This window comes from Pseudomonas agarici (assembly GCF_001543125.1).
Taxonomy (GTDB): Bacteria; Pseudomonadota; Gammaproteobacteria; order Pseudomonadales; family Pseudomonadaceae; genus Aquipseudomonas; species Aquipseudomonas agarici.
The window spans coordinates 1,103,166-1,129,304 of record NZ_CP014135.1 but is presented as its reverse complement, the minus strand read 5'-3'; the positions used below and the strand labels follow the sequence as shown (position 1 = coordinate 1,129,304).

At 61.4% G+C, this 26,139-nt stretch carries 18 protein-coding genes; 12 read left to right on the top strand and 6 right to left on the bottom strand.

The annotated features are described in order from the left end of the window. Position 1 precedes the first annotated feature (1 nt). Together AWM79_RS05035 and AWM79_RS05030 are read right to left on the bottom strand one after the other, a co-directional pair. Positions 2–1,165 carry an acyl-CoA dehydrogenase family protein gene (locus AWM79_RS05035; protein WP_060782297.1) on the bottom strand — a complete coding sequence of 388 codons (1,164 nt, stop codon included), beginning with the start codon at positions 1,163–1,165 and terminating at the stop codon, positions 2–4. A 21-nt stretch (positions 1,166–1,186) separates the two neighbouring features. After that, positions 1,187–2,014: an HTD2 family dehydratase gene (locus tag AWM79_RS05030; protein WP_208599929.1), complete on the bottom strand. Its 828-nt coding sequence runs from the start codon at positions 2,012–2,014 to the stop codon at positions 1,187–1,189. 130 nt (positions 2,015–2,144) lie between these two features. On the opposite strand from AWM79_RS05030, the gene AWM79_RS05025 reads away from it, so the two are divergent. The 3 genes from AWM79_RS05025 (at position 2,145) to AWM79_RS05015 (ending at position 5,766) form a co-directional block, all read left to right on the top strand. After that, positions 2,145–3,038, top strand: coding sequence for a LysR family transcriptional regulator (locus tag AWM79_RS05025; protein ID WP_060782296.1), 894 nt, complete (start codon positions 2,145–2,147; stop codon positions 3,036–3,038). Positions 3,039–3,170: 132 nt separating this feature from the next. After that, entirely contained in the window at positions 3,171–4,091 is a 921-nt protein-coding gene (tal, locus tag AWM79_RS05020) for a transaldolase (protein WP_060782295.1), read from the top strand. A gap of 214 nt (positions 4,092–4,305) precedes the next feature. After that, the gene (locus tag AWM79_RS05015; RefSeq protein WP_017131233.1) at positions 4,306–5,766 is read left to right on the top strand and encodes a DHA2 family efflux MFS transporter permease subunit; all 1,461 of its coding nucleotides are present in this window, start codon (positions 4,306–4,308) and stop codon (positions 5,764–5,766) included. 89 nt (positions 5,767–5,855) lie between these two features. Here AWM79_RS05015 and AWM79_RS05010 read toward each other — a convergent pair whose 3' ends face one another. The 3 genes from AWM79_RS05010 to AWM79_RS05000 form a co-directional block, all read right to left on the bottom strand. Continuing rightward, the gene (locus AWM79_RS05010) at positions 5,856–6,254 is read right to left on the bottom strand and encodes a VOC family protein (protein ID WP_017131232.1); all 399 of its coding nucleotides are present in this window, start codon (positions 6,252–6,254) and stop codon (positions 5,856–5,858) included. 100 nt (positions 6,255–6,354) lie between these two features. Next, positions 6,355–7,626 carry a Zn-dependent hydrolase gene (locus tag AWM79_RS05005; protein ID WP_060782294.1) on the bottom strand — a complete coding sequence of 424 codons (1,272 nt, stop codon included), beginning with the start codon at positions 7,624–7,626 and terminating at the stop codon, positions 6,355–6,357. Between the two features lie 96 nt (positions 7,627–7,722). Next, the gene (locus AWM79_RS05000) at positions 7,723–9,213 is read right to left on the bottom strand and encodes an NCS1 family nucleobase:cation symporter-1 (protein ID WP_060782293.1); all 1,491 of its coding nucleotides are present in this window, start codon (positions 9,211–9,213) and stop codon (positions 7,723–7,725) included. 667 nt (positions 9,214–9,880) lie between these two features. Here AWM79_RS05000 and hydA point away from each other — a divergent pair. From hydA to preA, 3 genes are all read left to right on the top strand, one after another. Beyond that, positions 9,881–11,320, top strand: coding sequence for a dihydropyrimidinase (hydA, locus tag AWM79_RS04995; RefSeq protein ID WP_060782292.1), 1,440 nt, complete (start codon positions 9,881–9,883; stop codon positions 11,318–11,320). A 177-nt stretch (positions 11,321–11,497) separates the two neighbouring features. Continuing rightward, positions 11,498–12,865, top strand: coding sequence for an NAD(P)-dependent oxidoreductase (locus AWM79_RS04990; RefSeq protein WP_017131228.1), 1,368 nt, complete (start codon positions 11,498–11,500; stop codon positions 12,863–12,865). Beyond that, on the top strand, positions 12,866–14,146 hold the full coding sequence (gene preA / locus AWM79_RS04985) for an NAD-dependent dihydropyrimidine dehydrogenase subunit PreA (RefSeq protein WP_060782291.1): 1,281 nt from the start codon (positions 12,866–12,868) through the stop codon (positions 14,144–14,146). Positions 14,147–14,162: 16 nt separating this feature from the next. On the opposite strand, the gene AWM79_RS04980 is transcribed toward preA, so the two are convergent. Next, the gene (locus tag AWM79_RS04980; RefSeq protein WP_017131226.1) at positions 14,163–14,783 is read right to left on the bottom strand and encodes a TetR/AcrR family transcriptional regulator; all 621 of its coding nucleotides are present in this window, start codon (positions 14,781–14,783) and stop codon (positions 14,163–14,165) included. A 610-nt stretch (positions 14,784–15,393) separates the two neighbouring features. Here AWM79_RS04980 and AWM79_RS04975 point away from each other — a divergent pair. The 6 genes from AWM79_RS04975 to AWM79_RS04950 all read left to right on the top strand — a co-directional run bounded on the left by AWM79_RS04975 (position 15,394) and on the right by AWM79_RS04950 (position 26,123). Further along, positions 15,394–16,413 carry an alpha/beta fold hydrolase gene (locus tag AWM79_RS04975; protein WP_060782290.1) on the top strand — a complete coding sequence of 340 codons (1,020 nt, stop codon included), beginning with the start codon at positions 15,394–15,396 and terminating at the stop codon, positions 16,411–16,413. A gap of 14 nt (positions 16,414–16,427) precedes the next feature. After that, positions 16,428–17,381 carry a D-2-hydroxyacid dehydrogenase family protein gene (locus AWM79_RS04970; RefSeq protein WP_017131225.1) on the top strand — a complete coding sequence of 318 codons (954 nt, stop codon included), beginning with the start codon at positions 16,428–16,430 and terminating at the stop codon, positions 17,379–17,381. 528 nt (positions 17,382–17,909) lie between these two features. Further along, positions 17,910–19,475, top strand: coding sequence for a glycogen synthase GlgA (gene glgA / locus AWM79_RS04965; protein ID WP_060782289.1), 1,566 nt, complete (start codon positions 17,910–17,912; stop codon positions 19,473–19,475). 14 nt (positions 19,476–19,489) lie between these two features. Further along, positions 19,490–21,295 (top strand): malto-oligosyltrehalose trehalohydrolase, encoded by a 1,806-nt coding sequence (treZ, locus tag AWM79_RS04960; protein WP_060782288.1) that lies wholly within the window; start codon positions 19,490–19,492, stop codon positions 21,293–21,295. After that, entirely contained in the window at positions 21,292–23,373 is a 2,082-nt protein-coding gene (gene malQ / locus AWM79_RS04955; protein WP_060782287.1) for a 4-alpha-glucanotransferase, read from the top strand. The genes treZ and malQ overlap by 4 nt, the downstream gene beginning before the upstream one ends. After that, a complete protein-coding gene (locus tag AWM79_RS04950; RefSeq protein ID WP_060782286.1) occupies positions 23,370–26,123 on the top strand; it encodes a malto-oligosyltrehalose synthase in 2,754 nt (917 codons plus the stop codon). Before malQ ends, AWM79_RS04950 begins: the two co-directional genes overlap by 4 nt. Positions 26,124–26,139: the final 16 nt, after the last annotated feature.

The following is a 26,139-nucleotide window of genomic DNA, read 5'->3' as shown; positions in this document are numbered from 1 at the left end:
CTCAGAAGCTGCGTGGCAGTTCGAGCAAGTGCTCGGCCACATAGGACAGGATCAGGTTGGTGGAGATCGGCGCGACCTGATACAGGCGGGTCTCGCGAAACTTGCGCTCAACGTCGTACTCGCAGGCGAAACCGAAACCGCCATGGGTCTGCAAGCAGGCATTGGCCGCCTCCCAGGAGGCCTTGGCCGCCAGGTACTTGGCCATGTTGGCGCTGGCTCCGGCGTTCTGGCCCGAGTCGTATTCCTCGCAGGCGCGCCAGCGCATCAGGTCGGCAGCCTCGATCTCGATATGTGCCTCGGCAATCGGGAACTGCACGCCCTGGTTCTGGCCGATGGGCCGGCCGAATACCACACGGTCACGGGCATAGGCGCTGGCCTTTTCGACAAACCAGCGACCGTCGCCGATGCATTCGGCGGCAATCAGCGTGCGCTCGGCGTTGAGGCCGTCGAGGATGTACTTGAAACCCTTGCCCTCTTCGCCGATCAGGCTGTCGGCCGGCAGTTCGAGGTTGTCGAAGAACAGCTCGTTGGTTTCGTGGTTGACCATATTGGCGATCGGCTGCACGGTCAGGCCGTTGCCGATGGCCTCGCGCAGATCGACGAGGAAGATCGACATGCCTTCGGATTTTTTCTTGACCTCGGCCAGGGGCGTGGTGCGGGCCAGCAGGATCATCAGGTCGGAGTGCTGGATCCGCGAGATCCATACCTTCTGCCCATTGATCACATACTTGTCACCGTGCCTGATGGCGGTGGTCTTGATTTTGGTGGTGTCGGTGCCCGTGGTCGGCTCGGTCACGCCCATCGATTGCAGGCGCAGTTCGCCGCTGGCCAGCTTCGGCAGGTAGAAGCTTTTCTGCGCGTCGCTGCCGTGGCGCAACAGGGTGAACATGTTGTACATCTGGCCGTGCACGGTGCCGGAGTTGCCACCGCAGCGGTTGACTTCTTCGAGGATCACCGAGGCCTCGGCCAGGCCGAGACCGGAGCCGCCGTATTCGCTCGGGATCATCGCCGCCAGCCAGCCGGCATCGGTCAGAGCCTTGACGAAGGCTTCGGGGAAGCCCTTTTCCTCATCGATCTTGCGCCAGTAGGCAGCATCGAATTCGGCGCATAGGGCGCGCACGCCTTCGCGGATGGCATTAAGTTCTTCGTTGTGATTCGGATTCATCGATGAATGGCCTTTTTCTTGTTAGTCGAAGTGCACTTCGGCGTGCTGGGCAATACCGCCCGCATTGCCTGCCCAGAGTTCGGCGATGCCGGGGCTGACGATCCGCCCGCCGACTTCAAAGGGTTGCGGAGCAATCAGGGGACGCAGGCCGCGATAGGAAAAGCGCCGCAGGGCTGCGCCGGGATGGGCCCGGCAGAAGGCCCGCAGGTTCAGGGTGGCAATCATCGGTCCGTGTACCACCAAACCCGGATAACCTTCGATTTCGGTGACGTAGGGGTAGTCGTAATGGATACGATGGCCATTGAAGGTCACGGCGCTGTAGCGAAACAGCAGGGTTGGCGTCGGCTCGACGACTTCGCGCCAATCGCCCGCGACCAGGGCCTGGCCGCTGTTCTGCTTGGGCGGCGTGGGTTCACGGTAGACGATGTCCTGTTCCTCGCGGATCGCCAGACGGCCATCCTGGGAATACTCATGTTGCACGGTGACGAACAGCAGCGAACCGGTGCGCCCCTGTTTTTCCTCGATCCGGGTGATGGTCGAGACCCGTGTGGCATCGTGACCGGCGCGCAGGCCGTGGAAGAACGTCAGGCGACCGCCCGCCCACATGCGATTGCGCTTGTCTGCCGGCGGCAGGAAACTGCCACGGGCCGGGTGGCCGTCGCTGCCCAATTGGCTCTCGACGAGTGGGTCCTGGAAAAAACACCATTGCCAGAGCGGCAGCAGGGCCTCGCCGTGGGAGGGCACGGTTTCTCCAAAGGTCGCGGCAATGCGCTTGAGCAGGTTGTGACTCAGTTGGTCGTGGGCCTCTTCGGTTCGTCCCAACCAGGCACTCAGATCCGTCACACTCATTGGAAGGTTTCCCCTTGCCGATTGTCGTTGTATGCCGATGATGCAAGTTGATCGCCGTTCCGAGAATTTACATTTCAATAAGCCGGCGTTCAGTTATGCTGAACGCTCAGCCGTTGATTAGGAAAGGTCCATGCATTTCGATCTGGCGGATTTGCGTCTCTTCATTCATATCGCCGAATCGCCGAGTCTGACCCAGGGCGCCAAGCGCGCCTTTCTCTCGCCGGCAGCCGCCAGTGCGCGGATCAAAGCGCTGGAGGCACAGCTCGACACACGCCTGCTGTACCGCGACAGCCGCGGCGTCGAAGTTACCCCGGCCGGCCAGCGTCTGCTGCAGCATGCGCGGTTGATCATGCGCCAGGTCGACTACCTGAAAAGCGAGTTCACCCGCTATGGCGGCGATTCTGCCGGGCATATCCGCATCTTCGCCAACACCACGGCGGTCACTGAGTTTCTTCCGGAAGTACTCGCCGGGTTCCTCTCGAAGCGTCCTGGTGTGACGGTGGACCTACAGGAACGCTTGTCTCGCGATATCGTTCGCGGTGTGCTCGACGGCACGAGTGACATGGGCATCATCGCCGGCCCGGTGGAGGCCAGCGGCTTGCAGGTGATGCACTTCAGCACCGACCGCCTGGTACTGATCGTGCCGGTGGATCATCCGCTGGCGAGCCGACAATCGGTAACACTGAAAAACACCCTGGCCTACCAGCATATTGGCCTACACGAAGGCAGCACCCTCCTGAGTTTCCTGCGCGAACAGGTCGAGCGACTGGGCAAGTCCCTGTCGCTGCGGATCCAGGTCTCCAGCTTCGAAGCTATCTGCCGGATGGTCGAGGCCGGCGTGGGCATCGGCATCATTCCCGAATCCGCCGCCCTGCGTCACAGCCGGACCATGCAACTGATAACAGTAGCCCTCGACGAACCCTGGGCGATTCGCGAACGCAGCATCCTGGTGCGAGAGCTGGAGGCCCTGCCCGGTACCATTCGCGCCCTGATCGCGACCTTGATGCCACCGCCCGAAGCCTGAATTGCCCTGCGTTTTTGGGTTGCACAACACTCGCGTTCGGCGGCATTCTTGGGTTATCCCTCCGACCGAACTTTTTACGCCACAGGCACTCAATCAGTGCATTGATCCACGCCCTTCCCGACAGAGACGCTCATGACTTCGAAGCTGGAACAACTCAAGCAGTTCACCACCGTGGTCGCGGACACCGGCGACCTCGAGGCTATCACTCGCCTCAAGCCGGTCGACGCCACCACCAACCCATCACTGCTGCTCAAGGCTGCCGCGCTGCCAGGCTACGCCGAGTTGCTGAAAAGCGCCGTGGCCCATGCCAAGGGCGATGTCGGCCTGGCCTGCGACCACTTTGCCGTAGCGGTCGGCGGTGGCATTCTCAAGGCGATTCCGGGACGTATCTCCACCGAGGTCGATGCCCGCCTGTCATTCGACGAAGCGGCGCTGTTGAGCAAGGCCAACCAGTTGATCGAGCTGTATGACAAGGCCGGCGTCGGACGTGACCGCGTGCTGATTAAGCTGGCTTCCACCTGGGAAGGCATCCGTGCCGCCGAGAAGCTGGAAAAGGCGGGTATCCAGACTAACCTGACCCTGCTGTTCTCCTTCGCCCAGGCGGCTGCCTGCGCCGACGCCGGGGTGTTTCTGATCTCGCCGTTCGTGGGGCGCATCTACGACTGGTACAAGAAGTCCACGGGCAACGAATACACCGGCGCCGACGATCCGGGCGTGCAGTCGGTGACCCGCATCTACAACTACTACAAGGCCAATGACTACCAGACGGTGGTCATGGGCGCCAGCTTCCGTAATATCAACCAGATCGAGCAGTTGGCCGGTTGCGACCGCCTGACCATCAGCCCGGACCTGCTGGAAAAGTTGGCCCAGGACTCAGGTACCTTGGCCCGCAAGTTGGCTCCGGGCCATGCTGGCGAAGCTCGGCTGAAGCTGACCGAGGCGCAATTTCGCTGGGCCTCCAATGAAGACGCCATGGCCACCGAGAAACTGGCCGAGGGCATTCGCCAATTCGCCCGTGACCAGGAGAAACTCGAAGCCCTGCTCTCCCGGTAATCCTGTTACTGATCGTTCTCGCGCTGGAGCGTGGGAACGATCAGATTGCCCGCAATGAGATGTCGCGGCGTGATCGCAAGACCAACCCCGTAACGCCCTTGGGCATTGCCTACAGACCTGCGCAACAATCCGTCACAACCTCACTACACTCTGTTCATTGAGCCCAACCGCCAGGCAAGCCTACACTCTCGCGCCTGCCCTGTGAGAGAACACCATGGCCACCCCCGACATCTCTCCCCACGATTGCCGACAACGCTGGCTCGCCCTGATGGTGTTGTGCCTCGGGGTCCTGATGATTGTGCTCGACACCACCATCGTCAACGTTGCCCTGCCATCGATCAAGACCGACCTGGGGTTCTCCGAAACCGCCCTGGCCTGGGTGGTGAACGCCTATATGCTGACCTTCGGCGGCTTCCTGTTGCTCGGCGGACGCCTGGGTGATCTGTACGGGCATCGCCGGCTGTTCCTGCTGGGTATCGCTTTCTTCACCCTGGCCTCCCTGGTCTGTGGCATTGCCCAAAGCCAGGCCGTGCTGGTCTGGGCCCGCGCCTTCCAGGGCCTGGCCGCCGCGGTAGTCACCGCCGTGGCGTTGTCATTGATCATGGACCTGTTCAGTGAGCCGGCCGAGCGTGCCAAGGCCATGGGCGTCTACGGTTTTGTCTGTGCCGGCGGCGGTAGCCTGGGCGCGCTGCTCGGCGGGGTGCTGACCAGCGCCCTGAGCTGGCACTGGATTTTCCTGGTCAATCTGCCGATCGGCATAGCGGTGATCCTGTTGTCCTTGCGCCTGTTGTCGAAAACCCTCAACGAGCACCCTTCGCGCCACCTGGATGTGGCCGGTGCCCTGACGGTGACGGCTTCGCTGATGCTGGCGGTGTACGCCATCGTCAATGGCAATGAAATGGGCTGGGGCTCCACCCGCACCATCTGGCAACTGGGCCTGGCCGGTGGCCTGTTGATTGCCTTCCTGGTGATCGAAACTCGGGTCAAGGTACCATTGATGCCGTTGCGCCTGTTTAGCCGGCGCAACCTGGCCATCGCCAATATCGTCAGCGTGCTCTGGGCCGCAGCGATGTTTGCCTGGTTCTTCCTGTCGGCGCTGTATATGCAACTGGTGCTGGGTTACACGCCGCTGCAAGTCGGCCTGGCCTTCCTCCCCGCGAACCTGATCATGGCGATTTTTTCCCTGGGTATTTCGGCCAGGCTGGTGATGCGCTTCGGCATCCGTAGCCCCCTGGCAGCCGGCCTGGCGCTGGCGACCCTCGGCCTGCTGCTGTTCGCCCAAGCCCCTGTGAATGGCGCTTTCATGCACGATATCCTGCCAGGCATGCTGCTGCTGGGACTGGGTGCTGGCATCGCGTTCAACCCACTGCTGCTGGCGGCGATGAACGATGTCGCACCGTCCGAGTCGGGCCTGGCGTCCGGGGTGGTCAATACCGCCTTCATGATGGGTGGCGCATTGGGGCTCGCCGCGCTTGCCAGTCTCGCTCAGGCGCGCAGCCAGCTGCACCTGAGCACTGGGTTATCGCCATTGGAGGCTCTCAACGAAGGCTATCAAGCCGCCTTCCTGGTGGGCGCCTTGTTTTCCGCGCTGGGCGCCGGTATCGCCGCGACGTTGATGCGCACGAAAACCGCCAGCAACATCGGCGGCGAGGCACCGTCGGCCAGTGATCACTGAGTGGACGAAGAGGTTTCGCCAGCCACTTTTTGTCGCTCGGCCCGGCTGCTCCGGCAGCCCCCCTTGCCGGGAATCGCCGCCCAGCCGGGTTAGGAGGCCAGCCCGAGGCCCGCGGCCAGCTCGGAAATCTCGATCAGGTTCAGGTCTGGATCGCGCACATACACCGAGCGGATCGGTGCACTGGCTCCGGTACGCATTACCGGCCCCTCGATGATCGGCCAGTCGGCCTGGCGCAACCGTTCGATCACCTGTTCCAGGGGAATGGCGGCGATAAAGCACAGGTCCAGCGCCCCTGGCACTGGCAGATGGGCCTTGGGCTCGAACTCATGGCCACGCACATGCAGGTTGATCTTCTGGTGGCCGAAGCGAAACGCCTTGCGCCCGCCGGCAAAGGTTTCCAGGCGCATGCCCAGCACCCGCACGTAGAAATCCTCGGCGGCCACGGCATCGATGGTGGTTAGCACCAAGTGGTCGAGATGGTCGATCATGGGTCAGCTCCTGAGGCCTATCGGACTCGTTGCGCTTGTGGCTTCTACTGCTACCGGACTCCAGACAATAGACCCCGTCCCAGGACCCGGTGCAATAACGTCAGGCGCCGGCAATCGCTTCGGACGCCGCCAGCATGGCTCGCAACAATACCGCGCAGCCCGCCGCCAGGTCCTTGGGATCGGCATTCTCGATTTCGTTGTGACTGATCCCGCCCTCGCACGGCACGAAAATCATCCCCGCCGGCCCCAGTTTCGCCAGGAAGATCGCATCATGCCCCGCGCCACTGACGATATTCATATGGGACAACCCCAACCCCTCGGCCGCATTACGCACTGCCTCGACACAACCCTTGTTGAAATACAGTGGCGGGAAATCCGCGGTCGGCGTCAGTTCGAAGCTCAACCCATGCTCGCTACACGTGTTATCGATGACCTCCCTGACCTCGGCAATCATCGAGTCCAGACGTGCCGGCTCCAGGTGCCGGAAGTCCAGGGTCATGCGCACTTCCCCTGGGATCACATTGCGCGAACCTGGATACGCCTGCAGGCAGCCGACAGTGCCGCAGGCATGAGGTTGGTGCCCGAGGGCCGCACGATTGACCGCCGCCACCACCGCCGCCGCGCCGACCAAGGCATCTTTGCGCAGGTGCATCGGGGTCGGCCCGGCATGGGCCTCGACGCCGTTGAGCCTGAGGTCGAACCACTTCTGGCCCAGCGCCCCCAGCACCACGCCAATGGTCTTGCGTTCATCCTCAAGGATCGGCCCCTGTTCGATATGCGCCTCGAAATAAGCCCCCACCGCGTGTCCGCTCGCCGCACGCGGGCCGGCGTAACCGATGGTGTTCAGGGCTTCGCCCACGGTGACGCCCTCGGCATCGGTCTTGGCCAGGGTTTCTTCAAGGCTGAACTCTTGCGCAAACACCCCTGAACCCATCATGCAAGGGGCGAACCGCGAGCCCTCCTCATTGGTCCACACCACCACTTCCAGCGGTGCCTCGGTTTCGATGCCAAGGTCATTGAGGGTACGCAACACCTCCACTCCGGCCAACACGCCGAAGCAGCCGTCGAACTTGCCGCCGGTGGGCTGGGTATCGATGTGGCTGCCGGTCATCACCGGTGGTAGCAATGGATTGCGCCCCGGTCGACGGGCAAAAATATTACCCACGGCATCAACGCTCACGGTGCAGCCGGCGTCCTTGCACCAGCCGACAAAAATATCCCGGGCCTGGCGATCGAGATCGGTCAGGGCCAGACGACAGACGCCGCCCTTGACCGTCGCGCCAAGCTGGGCAAGCTCCATGAGCGAATGCCACAAGCGCTCACTGTTGATGTGCTGATGGTCGGACTGCATAACGTGGGCCAACGCGTTCATGATGATCTCCTCAAACAGTTCCTGTTACACCGATCTTTCCCGCGCCAAGCAGGGCAATGTCGGCCTGGATGCTCCGTGCCGCCTTTTTTGGCAATATCAGACTAATGGCTTGGCGGCCACCACGGCCTTGTCGCTGCCCAACCGGCACAGCCCGTAATACAACACGCCACCCAGCGTCGAGCCGGTGAACCAGCCATAGTCGTAGAACCAGCTAAACGCGCTGCTGCCCAGGGATATCAGCGTCAGCACCACGGGCAGGCCGAAGGCCAGGAAACCGTTCCAATTCCACGCCGGGTAGACATCGTCACGGTACAGACCAGCCAGATCCAGGCGCTGCTGCTTGATGATGAAATAGTCCACCACCATGATCCCGGCAATCGGCCCAAGCAGGCTCGAATAGCCCAACAGCCAGTTGGAATACACCGTCTCCAGGCTTACATCGGAGACCAACAGGCCGAGCTTCTTCAGCAGCTCATGACTCATCAGCAACAACCCCACCAGACCGGTCAGCATGACCGCCGTGGTGCGATTGATCAGCTTGGGAGCAATGTTTTGGAAGTCATTGGTGGGCGAGACGATGTTCGCCGCTGTGTTGGTGGCCAAGGTGGCGATAATAATCAGGGCCATCGCCAGGGCCACCCAGACCGGACTCTGGATATGTCCGATCAGGCTGACCGGATCGGACACCGTCTGGCCCACCAGCGATGCCGAGGCTGCCGTCATTACCACACCCAAAGCGGCGAACAGGAACATCGTCAGCGGCAAACCGAGAATCTGCCCGACGATCTGGTCCTTCTGGCTTTTGGCATAGCGACTAAAATCGGGGATGTTCAGCGACAGGGTGGCCCAGAAGCCGACCATCGCCGTCAGCCCGGCAAAGAAGTAGCCGTAGACACTGGCACCTTCAGGCCGCTTGGGCGGCTGGGCGAGCAACTCGGTCAGGGAAATATGCGGCAAGGCCCACACCAACAAACCCAAGCCGACCAACACCAGCAGCGGTGCCGAGAGGACTTCCAGCCACTTGATCGACTCCGCTCCACGCAACACCACCCACAGATTCAGGCACCAGAAGATCATGAAGCCGATCGCCTCGCCGGTGCCGCCCAGGGACTTCCATCCCTCGAAGATAGAGCCGAGAAACAGGTGGATCGCCAGCCCGCCGAACAGGGTCTGGATGCCAAACCAGCCGCAAGCCACCAATGCGCGGATCAGGCACGGCACGTTGGAGCCGATCACCCCGAAGGACGAACGCAGCAGTACCGGAAACGGGATGCCGTATTTGGTGCCGGCGAAGGCATTGAGCGTCAGGGGAATCAGCACCACGATATTGGCCAGCAGGATTGCCAGCAGCGCTTCGCCCACTGTCAACCCGAAATACGCGGTGAGGACACCGCCCAAGGTATAGGTCGGTACGCAGATCGACATGCCGATCCACAAGGCGGTGATATGCCACTGGTTCCAGGTGCGTTCGTGAACCTTGGTCGGGGCGATGTCGTGGTTGTAACGGGGGCTGTCGAGGACGTCGTTGCCGGCTTCCAGTTCATACAAGCCATTACGCTCAGTCACTTGCGATCGGTTCTGTTGCATTGGCCGCTCCACTGTTGTTCTGATTATTCGCTCATCGGACTGGCTGCCGGAAAATACCGCGCGCCAGACGATGGCCGGAGATTCTGGGCAAAACACGCCTGCACACAGGCCTGCGGAAAACTCGCCATGCCTGCAAGTTTCCGCACGGAGCCTACGACACCTACGAACCGGTCAGCGTATTGTCGGCGGCAATCAGTAAACGTGCCGGGTTCTCCGAAAACTCGTCTGACCAATCCTAAAAACGGCTACAACTTGCTGATTTTTTTAGCTTTATAAAATATATCGGTGAGCCCCGGCAGACTTGTCTTCAAGCACTCAGGCTGAATGCAGACGCATGCTGCTAACTATCGGGACTCAACTTGCCATCAGTTGCCGGGTACCTGCTCAAGCAACTGATTTGCCCTATAAAATCTCGCCTAAATTTTAATCTTGTCAAGCATGTCAAAATGCAAAAAATCGTTTTTATTTTTAATAAGAATATTTAATTCTTTATTTTTCAATGAGTTATTTTAAATACAAACTTATAAAAAATAATCTTGCTCATTTCACAACAAACAACTAGATTTTAATCCTGACATCGCTGACAGGATTGGAACTCCCCTTCAGCACGCTTCCCGTACAAAACCTAGAACCGGCACCAGCCGGTCAAGCCTGCGAGGAATTCGGTATGTCCCTATTGATCCGTGGTGCCACCATCGTTACCCATGAAGAAAATTATCGCGCCGATGTGCTCTGCGCCGACGGTGTGATCAAAGCCATCGGCAACTCGCTTGAGGTTCCGTCAGGTTGTGAAGTTCTCGATGGCAGCGGGCAATACCTGATGCCAGGCGGCATCGATCCCCATACCCATATGCAATTGCCCTTCATGGGCACCGTCGCCAGCGAGGATTTCTTCAGCGGCACGGCGGCAGGTCTTGCCGGGGGTACCACCTCGATCATCGACTTTGTGATTCCCAACCCTCAACAATCCCTGCTGGAAGCCTTTCACCAATGGCGCGGCTGGGCTGAGAAATCTGCCGCCGACTACGGTTTTCATGTCGCTATCACCTGGTGGAGCGAACAGGTCCGCGAGGAGATGGCCGAACTGGTGAGTCACCACGGCATCAACAGCTTCAAGCATTTCATGGCCTACAAAAACGCGATCATGGCGGCCGACGATACGCTGGTGGCCAGTTTCGAACGCTGCCTGGAATTGGGCGCGATCCCCACGGTACATGCCGAGAACGGCGAGTTGGTCTACCACCTGCAGCGCAAACTGCTGGCGCAAGGCTTCAGCGGGCCTGAAGCCCACCCATTGTCACGTCCATCGCAGGTCGAAGGCGAAGCCGCCAGCCGCGCGATCCGCATCGCCGAAACGCTCGGTACGCCGCTGTACCTGGTGCATGTGTCAACCCGCGAAGCCCTCGATGAAATCACCTACGCTCGCGCTAAGGGTCAGCCGGTCTATGGCGAAGTACTGGCCGGGCACCTGTTGCTCGACGACAGTGTCTACCGCGATCCCGACTGGCAGACCGCCGCCGGGTATGTGATGAGCCCGCCGTTCCGCCCACGCGGCCATCAGGAAGCACTGTGGCGTGGCCTGCAATCGAACAACCTGCACACCACCGCGACTGACCATTGCTGCTTCTGCGCCGAACAGAAAGCCGTCGGGCGCGACGACTTCAGCAAGATCCCCAACGGCACCGCCGGAATAGAGGACCGTATGGCGGTGCTCTGGGATGAAGGGGTCAATACCGGGCGCCTGTCGATGCAGGACTTCGTGGCGCTGACCTCGACCAACACCGCGAAAATCTTCAACCTGTTTCCGCGCAAGGGGGCGATCCGCGTCGGCGCCGACGCCGATCTGGTGCTCTGGGACCCGCAAGGCAGCCGGACGATCTCCGCCAAGACGCACCATCAGCAGGTCGATTTCAATATCTTCGAAGGCAAGACCGTGCGCGGCATTCCCAGCCATACCATCAGCCAAGGCAAGTTGGTCTGGGCCGATGGCGAGCTGCGGGTCGAACGCGGTGCCGGACGCTATATCGAGCGCCCGGCCTACCCGGCGGTGTTTGACCTGTTGAGCAAGCGCGCCGAACTGCAACGTCCGACCGCCGTCAAGCGCTGAACGCCTGGCGGCCTGTGCGGTGCGTTCGCTAGCTCAAATTCGGATACCCGCAGGCCAGGGGCTTGTGGCATCCAAAATTGACTAACAGAGCTCGCCACGCAGGGGCTACTCGATCCGCCAGAGATAAAACCACTGCCCGCCTAGAGGCAATTCGCACAAAACCGTGAGGCCTTCACCGTGATCAAGACCCTGAGCCACCTTCCTCATCCCAGTGACAACCCGGCTGCCCTCGCCGCCCATTTCACCGACCTGGCGCCGCCGTTGAACGCTCGTCAGGCCCATCTGGAGGCATCGCGCTGCCTGTATTGCTACGACGCTCCGTGCGTTAACGCTTGTCCCAGCGACATCGATATCCCCTCGTTTATTCGCAATATTCATCAGGACAATGTCCAGGGCGCCGCGCAGAAGATTCTGGAGGCCAATATTCTCGGCGGCAGCTGTGCGCGGGTCTGCCCGACCGAAGTCCTCTGCCAGCAAGCCTGTGTGCGCAACAACAGCCAGGAATGTGCGCCGGTGCTGATCGGCCTGTTGCAACGCTTTGCCGTCGACAATGCGCACTTCAGCGAACACCCGTTCAAGCGCTCGGCCGCCAGCGGCAAGCGGATCGCCGTGGTCGGGGCCGGTCCCGCCGGCTTGTCCTGCGCCCATCGACTGGCCATGCACGGTCATGACGTAGTGATCTTCGAAGCGCGAGAAAAAGCCGGCGGCCTCAATGAATATGGGATCGCCAGATACAAACTGGTGGACGATTTCGCCCAGCACGAACTGGAGTTTCTATTGCAGATCGGCGGCATCGAGATCCGCCACGGACAGAAAATGGGTCGCAATCTGTCCCTAAGCGAACTGCACTCACAGTTCGACGCGGTGTTCCTCGGCCTCGGTCTGGCCGCCACCCGCCAACTGGGGCTGACCGACGAAGACGCACCGGGCCTGCTGCCCGCCACTGAGTACATCAGCGAACTGCGCCAGGCCAGCGACCTCAGCCAACTGCCGCTGGCCAACCGCTGCATCGTGCTCGGTGCCGGCAATACCGCCATCGACATGGCCGTGCAGATGGCCCGTCTTGGCGCCCAGGACGTCAACCTGGTGTATCGCCGTGGGCTGGAGGACATGGGCGCTACCGCCCATGAGCAGGCGATCGCCAAGGCCAATCAGGTGCGCCTGCTGACCTGGGCTCAACCGCAAGCGGTGCTGCTCAACGAGCGGGGTCAGGTGCGCGGCATGCGCTTTGCCCGTACCCGCCTGGAAAACGGTCGTTTGCAGAGCACCGGCGCAACCTTTGAACTGGCCGCCGACGCCATCTTCAAAGCCATCGGCCAGACCTTCGATGACACGGTCCTGGACGATCCGTTGGCCCGCGAACTGCGCCGCGTGGGTGATCGTATCGAAGTTGACGAGCACCTGCGCACCAGTGTGCCGGGCGTCTACGCTGGCGGCGACTGCATCAGCCTCGGCCAGGATCTCACTGTCCAGGCCGTCCAACACGGCAAGCTGGCCGCCGAGGCCATCCACGCCCAACTCTTGCTCAATGTGGAGGCTGCATAAATGGCCGATCTGTCGATTGTCTTCGCCGGCATCAAGGCACCCAATCCGTTCTGGCTGGCCTCCGCGCCGCCCACCGACAAGGCCTATAACGTGGTCCGTGCCTTCGAGGCCGGCTGGGGCGGCGCGGTCTGGAAAACCCTGGGGGAAGACCCCGCCGCGGTCAACGTGTCCTCGCGCTATTCGGCGCACTTCGGACCCAACCGCGAAGTGATGGGCATCAACAACATCGAACTGATCACCGACCGCTCCCTGGAGGTCAACCTGCGGGAGATTACCCAGGTCAAGAAGGACTGGCCGGACCGGGCGCTGATCGTGTCGTTGATGGTACCTTGCGAGGAAGACTCGTGGAAATTCATCCTGCCCCTGGTGGAAGCCACCGGAGCGGACGGCATCGAACTGAACTTCGGCTGTCCCCATGGCATGCCCGAGCGCGGCATGGGCGCCGCGGTCGGCCAGGTTCCCGAGTATGTGGAGATGGTCACGCGCTGGTGCAAGACCTACTGCTCGCTGCCGGTGATCGTCAAGTTGACCCCGAACATCACCGATATCCGCCTATCGGCCCGCGCAGCCCATCGCGGCGGGGCCGACGCGGTGTCGCTGATCAACACCATCAACTCCATCACCAGCGTCGATCTCGATCGCATGGTTGCCCTGCCCATGGTCGGCAGCCAGAGCACCCACGGCGGCTACTGCGGCTCGGCGGTCAAGCCCATCGCCCTGAACATGGTCGCGGAAATCGCCCGCGACTCGCAGACCCATGGCCTGCCGATCTGCGGCATCGGTGGCATCGGCAGTTGGCGCGATGCCGCTGAGTTCGTCGCCCTGGGTTGCGGCGCGGTGCAGGTGTGTACGGCGGCAATGCTCCACGGCTTCCGTATCGTCGATGAGATGAAGGACGGTCTGTCGCGCTGGATGGACAGCCAGGGCTATACCCGCTTGCAGCAGTTTTCCGGCAAAGCGGTCGGCAATACCACCGACTGGAAGTACCTGGACATCAACTATCAGGTCATCGCGAAGATCGACCAGGACGCCTGTATCGGCTGCGGCCGTTGCCATATCGCCTGCGAAGACACCTCGCACCAGGCCATCGCCAGCCTGCGCCAGGCCGATGGCAGCCACAGCTATGAAGTGATCGACGCAGAATGTGTGGGCTGCAACCTGTGCCAAATCACCTGCCCGGTAGCGGACTGCATCGAGATGGTGCCCCAGGCAACCGGCAAACCGTTCCTCGACTGGAACCACGATCCGCGCAACCCCTATCGGATCCAGGAGGCCAGCTAACCAGAGCACCGGGGGATCAGGGCTCCAACCCGATCCCTCGCAGGATGACCTGGGTCACTGTCTGCACCGCCTTTTCGAACTGCAGGTCCGACAGCGGCTGGTGATCGTTGAGAATCGCCACCTGATGGCTGAAGTCGGCATAGTGCTGGGTCGAGGCCCAGATCATGTACAGCAGGCTCAACGGCTCCACCGGCAGAATCCGACCGTCCTCCACCCACTGGCGAATCTTCGCCTCCTTCATCTTGGCCCAGTCATACAGGCCGAGATCGAGAGTCTCACCCAAGGCCGGCGCACCATGGATGATTTCATTGGCCCAGACTTTCGAGCCGTGGGGCCGGGTTCGCGAATGATTCATCTTGGCGCGAATATAGCTGCTCAGTACCACCCGAGGATCGTCGAACATCTCGAAACACAGGGCATCCTGCTTCCACACCTCCAGCAGATCGAGGAGTACCGCGTTATAGAGCTCGCTCTTGGTGCTGAAGTAATAGTGCAAATTGGAGCGCGGCAACTGTACCTCTTCGGCAATATCCGCCATGGCGGTGCCACCGAAGCCCTTTTCGGCAAAGACCTTCTCGGCCGCCAGGAGAATCTTCTCGACGTTACTGCGACGAATCCGAATCTTGTGATTGCCCATAAGGGCTCCCTGCAAACGACAGGCTCTAAGACTAACCCGTGCCGGATACGCGGTATAGCGCAATCGCGGGCACGCCCGTGAACAACCTCAACGGACACGGACCATCCCACCTCATCGCCTTGCTGGCCGACCTGTACATCGCATGCAAACCGTTACCTGATCGATAAGGAAACCTATCAAGAACATAATAAGCAGACTTGTCGATAAAATTAGTGACAGTAAATGTATTACTCTCCGCTCAACGTCGCGGCCATTTATGTCTAAATTAATCTTCATCCAGGCCGGGCCATCACCCCTTCCAAACATTCTCTATGGATTCACCGCACACAAACGAAAAATAATCATATGACGTGTGTCCATCATTTCGCACAAACAAACCTTATACCCATGAAAAACAGTGTAAATATAGTAAAAATTTAGAGAAAATAGCACTGTGAATTGCAAGAAAATTCGCACAAAATAAAATCAAACTAGATAAAACAAAAAAATAACCAAGGTCGCATTCAGCTTAAAATCGCAGGCATCTAACATGATGAATTAACCCTACTCACCTTAATCCAAGGTTAATCGTAAACTACCAGTATCGGCCTACTTCTTCTGGAGATTCCCTATGTCGAATGCCCGCGCCCTTGTCCTCGGCAGCCTGTTCCTCGCTGCCTCATTGCCCGCGCTGTCCCATGCCACCGAAGGACCGGCCTACGGTCAGGAACTGCAAGGTTTCGACTATCCCTATCCGGTCGAACACTTTGCCTTCCAGTCTCAAGGCAAGGCTCTACGGATGGGCTATATGGACGTCAAGCCCAGCGGGCCGGCCAATGGTCAGAGCGTGGTGCTGATGCACGGCAAGAACTTCTGCGGTGCCACCTGGGAGGAGTCGATCAAGGCTCTGAGCGCGGCCGGCTACCGGGTCATCGCCCCGGACCAGATCGGTTTCTGCACCTCCAGCAAACCCGACAGTTACCAGTACACGTTCCAACAATTGGCGAGCAACACTCACGCCCTGCTGGAAAATCTCGGCATTCACAAGGCCGTGCTTCTCGGTCACTCCACCGGCGGCATGCTCGCCACTCGCTACGCATTGCTCTACCCCCGGCAGGTCGAGCGCCTGGCGCTGGTCAACCCCATCGGCCTGGAAGATTGGAAAGCCCTGGGCGTGCCCTACCGCACCGTCGACCAATGGAACGAGCGCGAGTTGAAGCTGACTGCCGATGGCATTCGCAACTACGAACGCAACACCTACTATGCCGGCCACTGGAAACCCGAGTTCGACCGCTGGGTCGATATGCTCGCCGGCCTGAACAAAGGCCCTGGGCAGGTCGCGGTGGCCTGGAACTCGGCGCTGATCTACGACATGATCTTCACCCAGCCGGTGTACTACGAGTTCAAGGACCTGAAGATGCCCACCCTGTTGCTGATCGGCACCGCCGACACCACGGCCATCGGCAGCGATATCGCGCCGCCGGAGGTCAAGGCTCGCCTCGGTCACTATGACGTGCTCGGCAAGCAGGTGACCAAGCTGATCCCGCACTCGACGCTGGTCGAATTCCCCGGCTTGGGCCATGCCCCTCAGATGGAAGAGCCGGCCCGTTTCCACAAGGCCCTGCTCGGCTGGCTGGCCGCCAAACAATAAAGAGGAAAGAGGCAATGACGTTGCAGATTGCGGTAATCGATGACTGGCAAGGCGTGGCGGGCGATGTCGTGGACTGGTCGGTACTGGAGGTCATCGGTCAGGTGAGCTTTCTCCACGACTACCCCGCCGCCACCGAAATCATGGCCGAACGCCTGGCAGGCTTCGATGTGATCTGCGTGATGCGTGAGCGCAGCACATTCGACGAGACCCTGCTGCGCCAGCTACCGCGCCTGAAACTGCTGGTGACCGGGGGCATGCGCAATGCCGCGCTGGATATCCAGGCCGCGACGGCCCTGGGTATCCCGGTCTGCGGCACGCAAAGCTACAAGCATGCCGCTCCGGAACTGACCTGGGCGCTGATCATGGCCCTGAGCCGCAACCTGTTGAAAGAAGCCAACGCCCTGCGCGCCGGTGACTGGCAGCAAGGGCTGGGCGGCGATCTCTACGGCAAGACCCTGGGCATTCTCGGTTTGGGCAGCATCGGCCAGAAAGTCGCTCGCTACGGCCAGGCATTCGGCATGCGGGTGATCGCCTGGAGCGAAAACCTCACGCCCGAACGCGCCGCCGAATCAGGTGTGGAATATGTCGGCAAACAGGCGCTGTTCGAACAGGCCGACCTGTTGTCCATTCACCTGGTGCTCAGTGATCGTTCCCGTGGCCTGGTGGACGTCCAGGCACTGGGCTGGATGAAACCGTCCGCCTTGCTGATCAACACCGCTCGCGGGCCGATCGTCGACGAACAGGCGCTGATCCATGCGTTGGAAAACGGCAAGCTGGCCGGTGCCGCGCTGGATGTCTACGAACAAGAACCACTGCCGAACAACCATCCATTGCGTACCCTGGAGAATGTCCTGGCGACTCCCCATATCGGTTATGTCAGCGAGAATAACTACCGGATGTTCTACAGCCAGATGATCGAGGACATCCAGGCCTGGGCGGCTGGACAGCCGATCCGGCGCTTGGGCTAAGCAGTTGCCTGCCCAGATCAGCCTATGGTGCAACTATTCCCCGACCCAGTAATCGAGGGATAGATCAGCGGGCTCTCTATCTGGGCGTATCACCCGCTGCTCCGCAATCATTAACGCACCATTATTGAGCGACTGGGCTTGGAACTGGCGTCAGTGAGGAGCAATCCTCCCAGGGTGTCCTTCAGCGGTGACGACGCTAGCGTCCGGACCTTAAGTCATACCGTCGGATATTTCCCACCTATTCGTCTAAGCGATGGCATCTCTTATACGCTGTTTGTTCAGGCCTATTGACCGCTCGGTCATTTCGTCGAGAAAAAGTCGAAACTTCTCAATAGTCGACCGGTCAGCTTAAAGGTAGGGCGTCTGTTTCGGTAGTCATGAGCACAGGCGTTCCCCCACTCTTTCATGTTCCGGTGCATTGGGCGGTTGTCGCCCAATCGCCCTGAATAGGTGTGGCCGACCAAAGGATGTGGTTTCGGCACGCTGTGTGAAAGGTTTGAGTCACATCAAATAAAATAGGAGAGGCACATGATCAGCGCTGCGTTGGAAGTTCAGGGGGAGGGTTTGAATCAAGCCAGCGAACCGGTCCACGTGTCAGTCCCCTTGGCGGGAGGGAAGACGTTGTCACCGCCAGTAGCCATCAACTCCAACAAGAAGAAAGTCCTGTTTGTCACCTCGGAATTCGCCGATCTGGTCAAAGCCGGTGGCCTGGGCGATGTCTCGGCGGCGTTGCCCAGGGCCATGCGTCATCTGCACGATGTGCGGGTACTGATTCCTGGTTACTCGCAGGTGCTGCACAGCGACAATCCGATCCACCTTGTCGGCGAACTGGGTGGCCATGCTGCCTTGCCACCGTGCAAGATCGGTCGTATGGACATGCCCGACGGCTTGGTAATCTACGTACTGATCTGCCCCGAGTTATTCGAGCGTGAAGGCACCCCCTATGGCGCCAACAACGGGCGCGATTGGCCGGACAACCATATCCGCTTCGCCCGCCTGGGCCTGGCCGCCGCCGATATCGCTGCCAACCTGGCACAGATCCACTGGACCCCCGACCTGGTCCATGCCCATGACTGGCCGGCTGGCCTGGCACCGGCCTATATGCACTGGCGCGGCCAGCACACGCCGACCCTGTTCACCATCCATAACCTCGCCTACCAGGGCGTGGTCAGCCTGGCCTGCTGCCCGGAGTTGGGGATCCCGCCCCACGCCCTGCAACAGGAGGGCATGGAGTTCTACGGCAAGCTGTCGTTTCTTAAGGCCGGTATGGCCTATTCGAGCCATATCACCACGGTCAGCGCCACTTACGCCGAGGAAATCACCACCCCGGAGTTTGGGTGCGGCCTCGACGGTTTCCTCGCCAGCAAGACCTACCAGGGCCTGCTCAGCGGCATTCCTAACGGTATCGATGAAAGCTGGGATGCGGCCACCGACAGCCACCTGGTCTGCCCGTTCAATATCGGCGACTGGGACAGCAAGGCCACCAACATCGCCCATGTGCGCCAGTTGTTCGGCCTGGAGCCCTCCAGCGGCCCGCTGTTCGCCGTGGTCTCGCGATTGGTCTACCAGAAGGGCCTGGACCTGACCGAAGCGGTCAGCGAATTTATCGTCCGCGCTGGCGGCCAGATCGCCATTATCGGCCGTGGCGAGCCGGAAGCAGAACAGGCGTTGCGCCAGCTGGCCCTGCGTTTCCCAGGCCAGATCGGTGTGCGCATCGGCTTCAATGAAACCGATGCGCGGCGGATGTTCGCCGGCAGTGATTTCCTGCTGATGCCTTCACGCTACGAACCCTGTGGATTGAGCCAGATGTATGCTCAGCGTTTCGGCTCGTTGCCGGTGGCGCGCAATACCGGCGGCCTGGCCGACACCATCGAGGACGGCGTAACCGGTTTCCTCTTCGACGAATCCACCGTACAAAGCTACGAAGCAGCCCTGCACCGGGCCTTCAAGGTCTTCGCCTATCCGCCGCTGTTCAATGCCATGCGCTGCCGGGCGATGGCCGCGCCGTTCAACTGGTGTAAGGCGGTGGAGCCCTATGCGCAACTGTATGAAACCTTGGTGGCCAATTCCCGGAGCAGTTCAGGCAAGCGCTGAGGAGGCCTTCAGAGATGCCGATAGGGACTTCGCAAACCTGGCCTCACGGTGCCATTATGCTGGACGCGGAACATACCCGCTTTGCGCTCTGGGCACCGGACAGCCGTTACGTCAGCGTCGAACTGGAGGATGGTCGCTCGCTGGCCATGTCACCGAAGCACGACGGCTGGTTCACCCTGCAAACCTGCTGCGCGGCCGGCACCCGCTACCGCTACAACATCGAGGGTGACCTGCTGGTCTGCGATCCGGCTTCCCGCGCCCAGGCCGGTGGCGTGCGGGCCGCGAGCGTGGTGGTCGATCCGCTCGCCTATCATTGGCAGCATAACGATTGGCAAGGGCGGCCCTGGCATACGGCGGTGATCTACGAGCTGCATGTCGGTGCCTTCGGCGGCTATCGTGCGCTGGAGCGACACCTGCCGCGCCTGGCCGCGCTGGGGATCACCGCCATCGAATTGATGCCCCTCGCCGAGTTTCCCGGCAAGCGCAACTGGGGTTATGACGGTGTGCTGCCCTATGCTCCGCACGCCGCCTATGGTTCGCCCGAAGAGCTCAAGCACCTGATCGATAGCGCCCATGGCCATGGCCTGATGGTGATTCTCGACGTGGTCTACAACCACTTCGGCCCAGACGGCAATTTGCTCGGGCACTATGCCAAGGACTTCTTCCTGGAAGATCGCCAGACACCCTGGGGCGCGGCCATCGACTTCCGCCGCCGGCAAGTGCGCGACTTCTTTATCGACAATGCCCTGATGTGGCTACAGGAATACCGTTTTGACGGCCTGCGACTGGATGCCGTGCATGCCATCAACGACAGCGCCTTTCTGCGCGAGCTGTCTGACAAAGTGCGCCAGCAGCTCGACCCGACACGGCAGGTCTGGTTGACCGTGGAGAACGAGTTCAACCAGGCCAGCCTGCTGGAAGAGGCCTACGACGGACAATGGAACGATGACGGTCACAACGCCCTGCATGTGTTGCTGACCGGCGAGATCGAGTCCTATTACGCCGATTATGCACGGCAAACCACCACCAAACTGGCACGCTGCCTGAGTCAGGGTTTTGTCTACCAGGGCCATCTCAACCGTCACGGCCAGAGTCGCGGCGAACCGAGTGCGCACCTGCCGCCCACGGCCTTTATTCTGTTCCTGCAGAACCACGACCAGATCGGAAACCGGGCCCTCGGCGAGCGCCTCAACCAACTGTGCCCCGCTCCAGCCCTGCGCGCGGCCACGGTGCTGTTGCTGTTGTCGCCGATGATCCCGCTGATGTTCATGGGCGACGAGATCGGTGCCGAGGAACCTTTCCTGTTCTTCACCGATTACCAGGGTGAGCTGGCCGATGCCGTGCGCGAAGGCCGACGTGCGGAGTTCGCCGAGTTCGAAGACTTCGCCGACCCGCAACGGCGTGCGCATATCCCCGACCCGAACGCTACGAGCACTTTCGAGGCTTCATGCCCGGACCTCGACTCTCCCGTCCATTTCACCCGCCAGGCCACGGCGCGACTCTACCGGCAGTTATTGGCGATTCGTCACCGCGAATTGATACCCAGGCTGCCCGGCACCCAGGCGCTAGGCGCCGACGTGCTGGCTGACGGCGCCCTCAGTGCGCGGTGGCGGTTGGGCGACGGTAGCCTGCTGCGCATCGACCTGAATCTCAGTGCCGCTCCCGTCGATCATCGCGCCGACAGCACCGCCCGCTGGTTGTTCGAAAGTAGTCAGGGCGCTACCCGACAACTGGACCACGGTTGCCTGGCGCCTTACTGCGCCCTGGTCAGCCTGAGCACCGATGAAGACTTATCGTCCCTTGATGGAGAATTCCCGTGAGCGATACGCAGTTGGAAATGCTTGCGAGCCAAGCGGGCCTGGCCGTTGACTGGATCGATGCCAATGGTCGTCCTCAAAAGGTCCGCTCCGAAGTCCTGCGCAAGGTCCTGGCCGGCCTCGGGCATCCGGCCGATGACGATGCCGCCATTGAAAGCAGCCTGTTAGAGCTGCTGCGAATCCAACAGGACAGGCGCTTGCCGCCGCTGCTGACAGCAGACGTCGGCCAGGGGCTGGACCTCGCCCACTACTTCGCCCCCGACACGCCTTGTGAGATTCACCTGGAAGACGGCACACTGTTCAACCTGCGGCTGGACAACAACGCGGTGTTGCCAGGACAGGTACCGGTCGGCTACCAAAGCGTGAGTATCGAAGGTCAGCATTTCACCCTGGCCGTCGCTCCCGAGACTTGCCACAGCACGGCCGCCGCCACTGGCGCCCGAACACCCCGGGCCTGGGGCCTGAGTGCCCAGCTCTACAGCTTGCGACGTCCCGGCGATGGCGGCTTCGGCGACACCCTGGCCCTGGAAAACCTGGTACGGGCAGCCGGCGAGCGAGGTGCCGATGCCCTGGCCATCAGTCCGTTGCATGCGATGTTCAGTTGTGACCCGCAGCGCTACAGCCCTTATTCGCCGTCCAGCCGCCTGTTCCTCAACAGTCTGTATGCCGCGCCGGGGGCTATCCTCGGGGAGCGTGCCCTGCGCATGGCCATCGACACCGCCGGGTTGACCGATGAACTGCAAGCTCTGGAACAGTTGCCGCTGATCGACTGGCCCCGTGCGGCCCGTGCCCGGCAACGACTGCTACGCGCCTTGTACGAGGGTTTCCGTCTCGGCGACCACCCCCTCGGCGCAGACTTCAATAGCTTTCGCCAGGCCGGTGGCGAAGCCCTGGAGAATCACTGTCGCTTCGAAGCGCTACAGGCCCTACGGGTTGCTCGCGGCGAAAGCAGCGACTGGCGTCACTGGCCCGAGGAATGGCGTCAGCCACGCGGCGCGGAACTGGCGCGCTTCGCTGAGGAACACGTTGAAGACATCGGTTTCTACGCTTTCAGCCAATGGCTGATCGCCCGCTGCCTGGAGCGCGCACAGGACGCGGCCTTGGGCAGCGGCATGCGCATCGGGCTGATCGCCGACCTCGCCGTTGGCGCAGACGGCGGCGGCAGCCAGGCCTGGAGCCGGCAGGATGAACTGCTGGCCGAACTCACCGTCGGTGCACCGCCCGATATCCTCAACCGCTCGGGACAGAGCTGGGGCATTTCCGCCTTCGCCCCCGAAGGCCTGAAGCGCCATGGTTTCCGCGCGTTCATCGAAATGCTGCGGGCCAACTTCGCCCACGCCGGCGGCCTGCGCATCGACCACGTGATGGGCCTGCAACGACTTTGGCTGATTCCCCTCGGCTCGCCGGCGAGCGACGGCGCCTATCTCTATTATCCTCTGGACGATCTGCTGCGTCTGCTGACCCTGGAGTCCTCGCGACACCAGGCCATCGTCCTCGGCGAAGACCTCGGCACGGTGCCCGAGGGCCTGCGGGAAAAACTCAGTGCCCGAGCGATCCTCGGCATGCGTGTGCTGCTGTTCGAGCAGGAGCACGACCATCGTTTCAAACCGATTCTCGACTGGCCGGACAATGCCCTGGCCACCACCAGTACCCACGACCTGCCCACCCTAAACGGCTGGTGGCATGCACGGGACATCGACTGGAATATCCGTCTCGGGCTGATCGACACCCCGACCGCCGATCACTGGCGCCAGACCCGCCAGCATGAACGCGAAGGCTTGCGCCGAGCCCTGAGCGCGGACCCGCAGAGCTTTCGCGACGAATCCCAAGAGACCGACCAGATGGTGGATGCCTGCATTCGTTTCCTCGGGCATACCCGTGCGCCACTGGTATTGTTGCCACTGGAAGACGCTTTCGCGGCACAAGAGCAACCGAACCTGCCGGGCACCCTCGACAGCCACCCCAACTGGCGCCGCCGCCTGCCGGGCTACAGCAACGAACTGCTGGACGATAGCGACGCGGCACGCCGCCTCGAACTGCTGGCCTGCGCCCGTCTTCAGGCCGCCGAGCGTGATCGATGAACAGGTTGGCGCAACCCGCCCTGCGTGCCACATTGCGACTGCAATTGCATAAGGACTTCACGCTCGATGCCGCCGTGCCCTGGGTGCCTTATTTCGCCCGGTTGGGCATCAGCCACCTGTACGCCTCGCCGCTGCTCAGTGCCCGGTCGGGTTCGATGCATGGCTACGACGTGGTCGATCCGACCCGGATCAATCCCGAGCTGGGCGGCGAACCGGCACTGCGACGGCTGGTGATGGCCCTGCGCGAACACGGCATGGGCCTGATCCTCGATATCGTCTCCAACCATATGGCGGTGGGCGGTGCCGACAATCCCTGGTGGCTCGACCTACTGGAATGGGGGCGATACAGCCCCTATGGCGAGTTCTTCGACATTCAGTGGCATTCGCCGGACCCATTGCTCGAAGGCCAGTTGCTGATGCCGTTTCTCGGCAGTGACTATGGCGTCGCCTTGCAGGAAGGCACCCTGCCCCTCTGTTTCGATGCCGCACGCGGCGGTTTTCGAGTGGAGCATTATCAGCACCACTTCCCGATCTGCCCCAGGGACTATGGGCAGATTCTCGCGGATCTGCCAGGCCTGGGAGACCTCGCCGCGCGCTTCAGGGCACTCAACACCCGCCCCGATGCTTACCATCAGGCCCGGCAATTACGCGCCGAACTGGCCAGCCGCACGGACAGCCACCCGGCGCTCCTGGCCAGCCTTGAACGCTACGACTCCCGTGACCCCGAAGGCTTTCAGCGCCTGCACCACTTGCTGGAACATCAACACTATCGTCTCGCCAGCTGGCGCACCGCAGGCGATGACATCAATTGGCGGCGCTTCTTCGATGTCAACGAACTGGCCGGCCTGCGCGTGGAGCGCCCGGCGGTGTTCGAGGCCACTCACCAGAAAATCTTTCAACTGATCGGCGACGGCCTGGTGGACGGCCTGCGGATCGACCATATCGATGGCCTCGCCGATCCACGGGGCTATTGTCGCCGGTTGCGGCGACGGGTCGATGCGCTGGCACCCGGACGGCACTTACCGATTTATGTCGAAAAGATCCTCGGCCCAGGCGAAAACCTGCACCGTGACTGGCGGGTCGATGGCACCACCGGCTATGAGTTCATGAATCAGTTATCACTGCTGCAACACGATCGCGCTGGAGCCGAACCCTTGGTGGAACTCTGGAGCCGTCTGAGCGAACGATCTGCCGAGTTTGCCCAGGAAACCCGCCTGGCGCGCCAACAGATGCTCAACGGCTCGCTGGCCGGCGACTTCGAAAGCGTCGCCCAGGCCCTGCTACAAGTAGCCCGCGATAACCTGATGACTCGCGACCTGACCCTGGGGGCGATCCGTCGCGCCTTGCAGGAACTGATCGTGCATTACCCGGTATACCGCACCTATATCAACGCCTGTGGCCGACCGGCCGAAGACGAGCGGTTTTTCCAGCAAGCCCTGGCTGGCGCTCGCACCACTCTCGGCGAAGCCGATTGGCCGGTCCTCGACTGCCTGCAACGCTGGCTGGGAGGCCAGCGCTGGCGCGACCGTGCGCCAGGTCGTCAGCGCAAACGGCTCAAGCACGCCTGCGTGCGCTTTCAACAACTGACCTCGCCAACCGCCGCCAAGGCCGTGGAGGACACAGCCTTCTATCGCTCGGCGGCGCTGCTCTCACGCAACGACGTGGGCTTTTGCACCGAACAGTTCAGTGCACCCGTGGAAGATTTCCATCAGGCCAATCAACAGCGCCTGCAAGCCTTTCCCGACAACCTGCTGACCACCGCCACCCATGACCACAAGCGCGGTGAGGACAGCCGCGCACGGCTGGCCGTATTGAGTGAATGCAGCACCACCTATATCGGCTGGATCGAGCAATGGCGCGAGCAGGCGGCAACCTTGCGCGATGATCCGGCGGCCCCCTCGGCAGGCGACGAACTGATACTTTACCAGGCCTTGCTCGGCAGTTGGCCGTTGGGCCTCGCAGCCGATGACCTGCCTGCCTTGCGCCAGTACGCCGAACGCCTGCGGCAATGGCAACGCAAGGCTTTGCGCGAGGCCAAGCTGCTGAGCAGTTGGGGCGCGCCGAACCAGGCCTATGAAAACGCCTGCCATGCATTTCTCGACACCTTGCTGCTCAAGCCCGAGGGGCAGGCATTGCGCAGTGCCATCGCGGCGGCGGCGCACTGCATCGCTCCCGCCGGTGCGCTCAACAGCCTGGCCCAATGCCTGCTACGAATGACCGTGCCGGGGCTACCGGACCTGTACCAGGGCAATGAGTTCTGGGACTTCAGCCTGGTGGATCCAGACAACCGACGGCCCGTGGACTTCGCCGCTCGACAGGCCGCGTTGCAGGCATCGACAGACCCTGCCGCGCTGATCAGCGACTGGCGCAGCGGCTGGATCAAACAAGCGCTGATTGCCCGCACCCTGGCGCTCCGGGCCCGTCACGCCAGCCTGTTCAGCGCCGGCGACTATCAAGCGCTGCCAGTGTCCGGCGAACAGGCTGGCAAGGTGCTGGCGTTCAGTCGTGCGACCGCGACGCAAACGGCCATTGTGATCGTGCCCAGGCTGGCCCAGCCCTTATTGGCTGCCGGCGAGTGGCCGTGGGTAGCGACAGCGGTTTGGGGCGATACGCGGATCAGACTGCCGTTCACCGCACCGGTCGACAAATTAAAGGGACTTTTCTCAACCTGCACAGTCACACCCCATGGAGAACTGAGGGTCGGTGACGCACTGGGAGACTTCCCGGTCAATCTCTTTATCCACCCTTGAGTTCATTTCAGGAGCA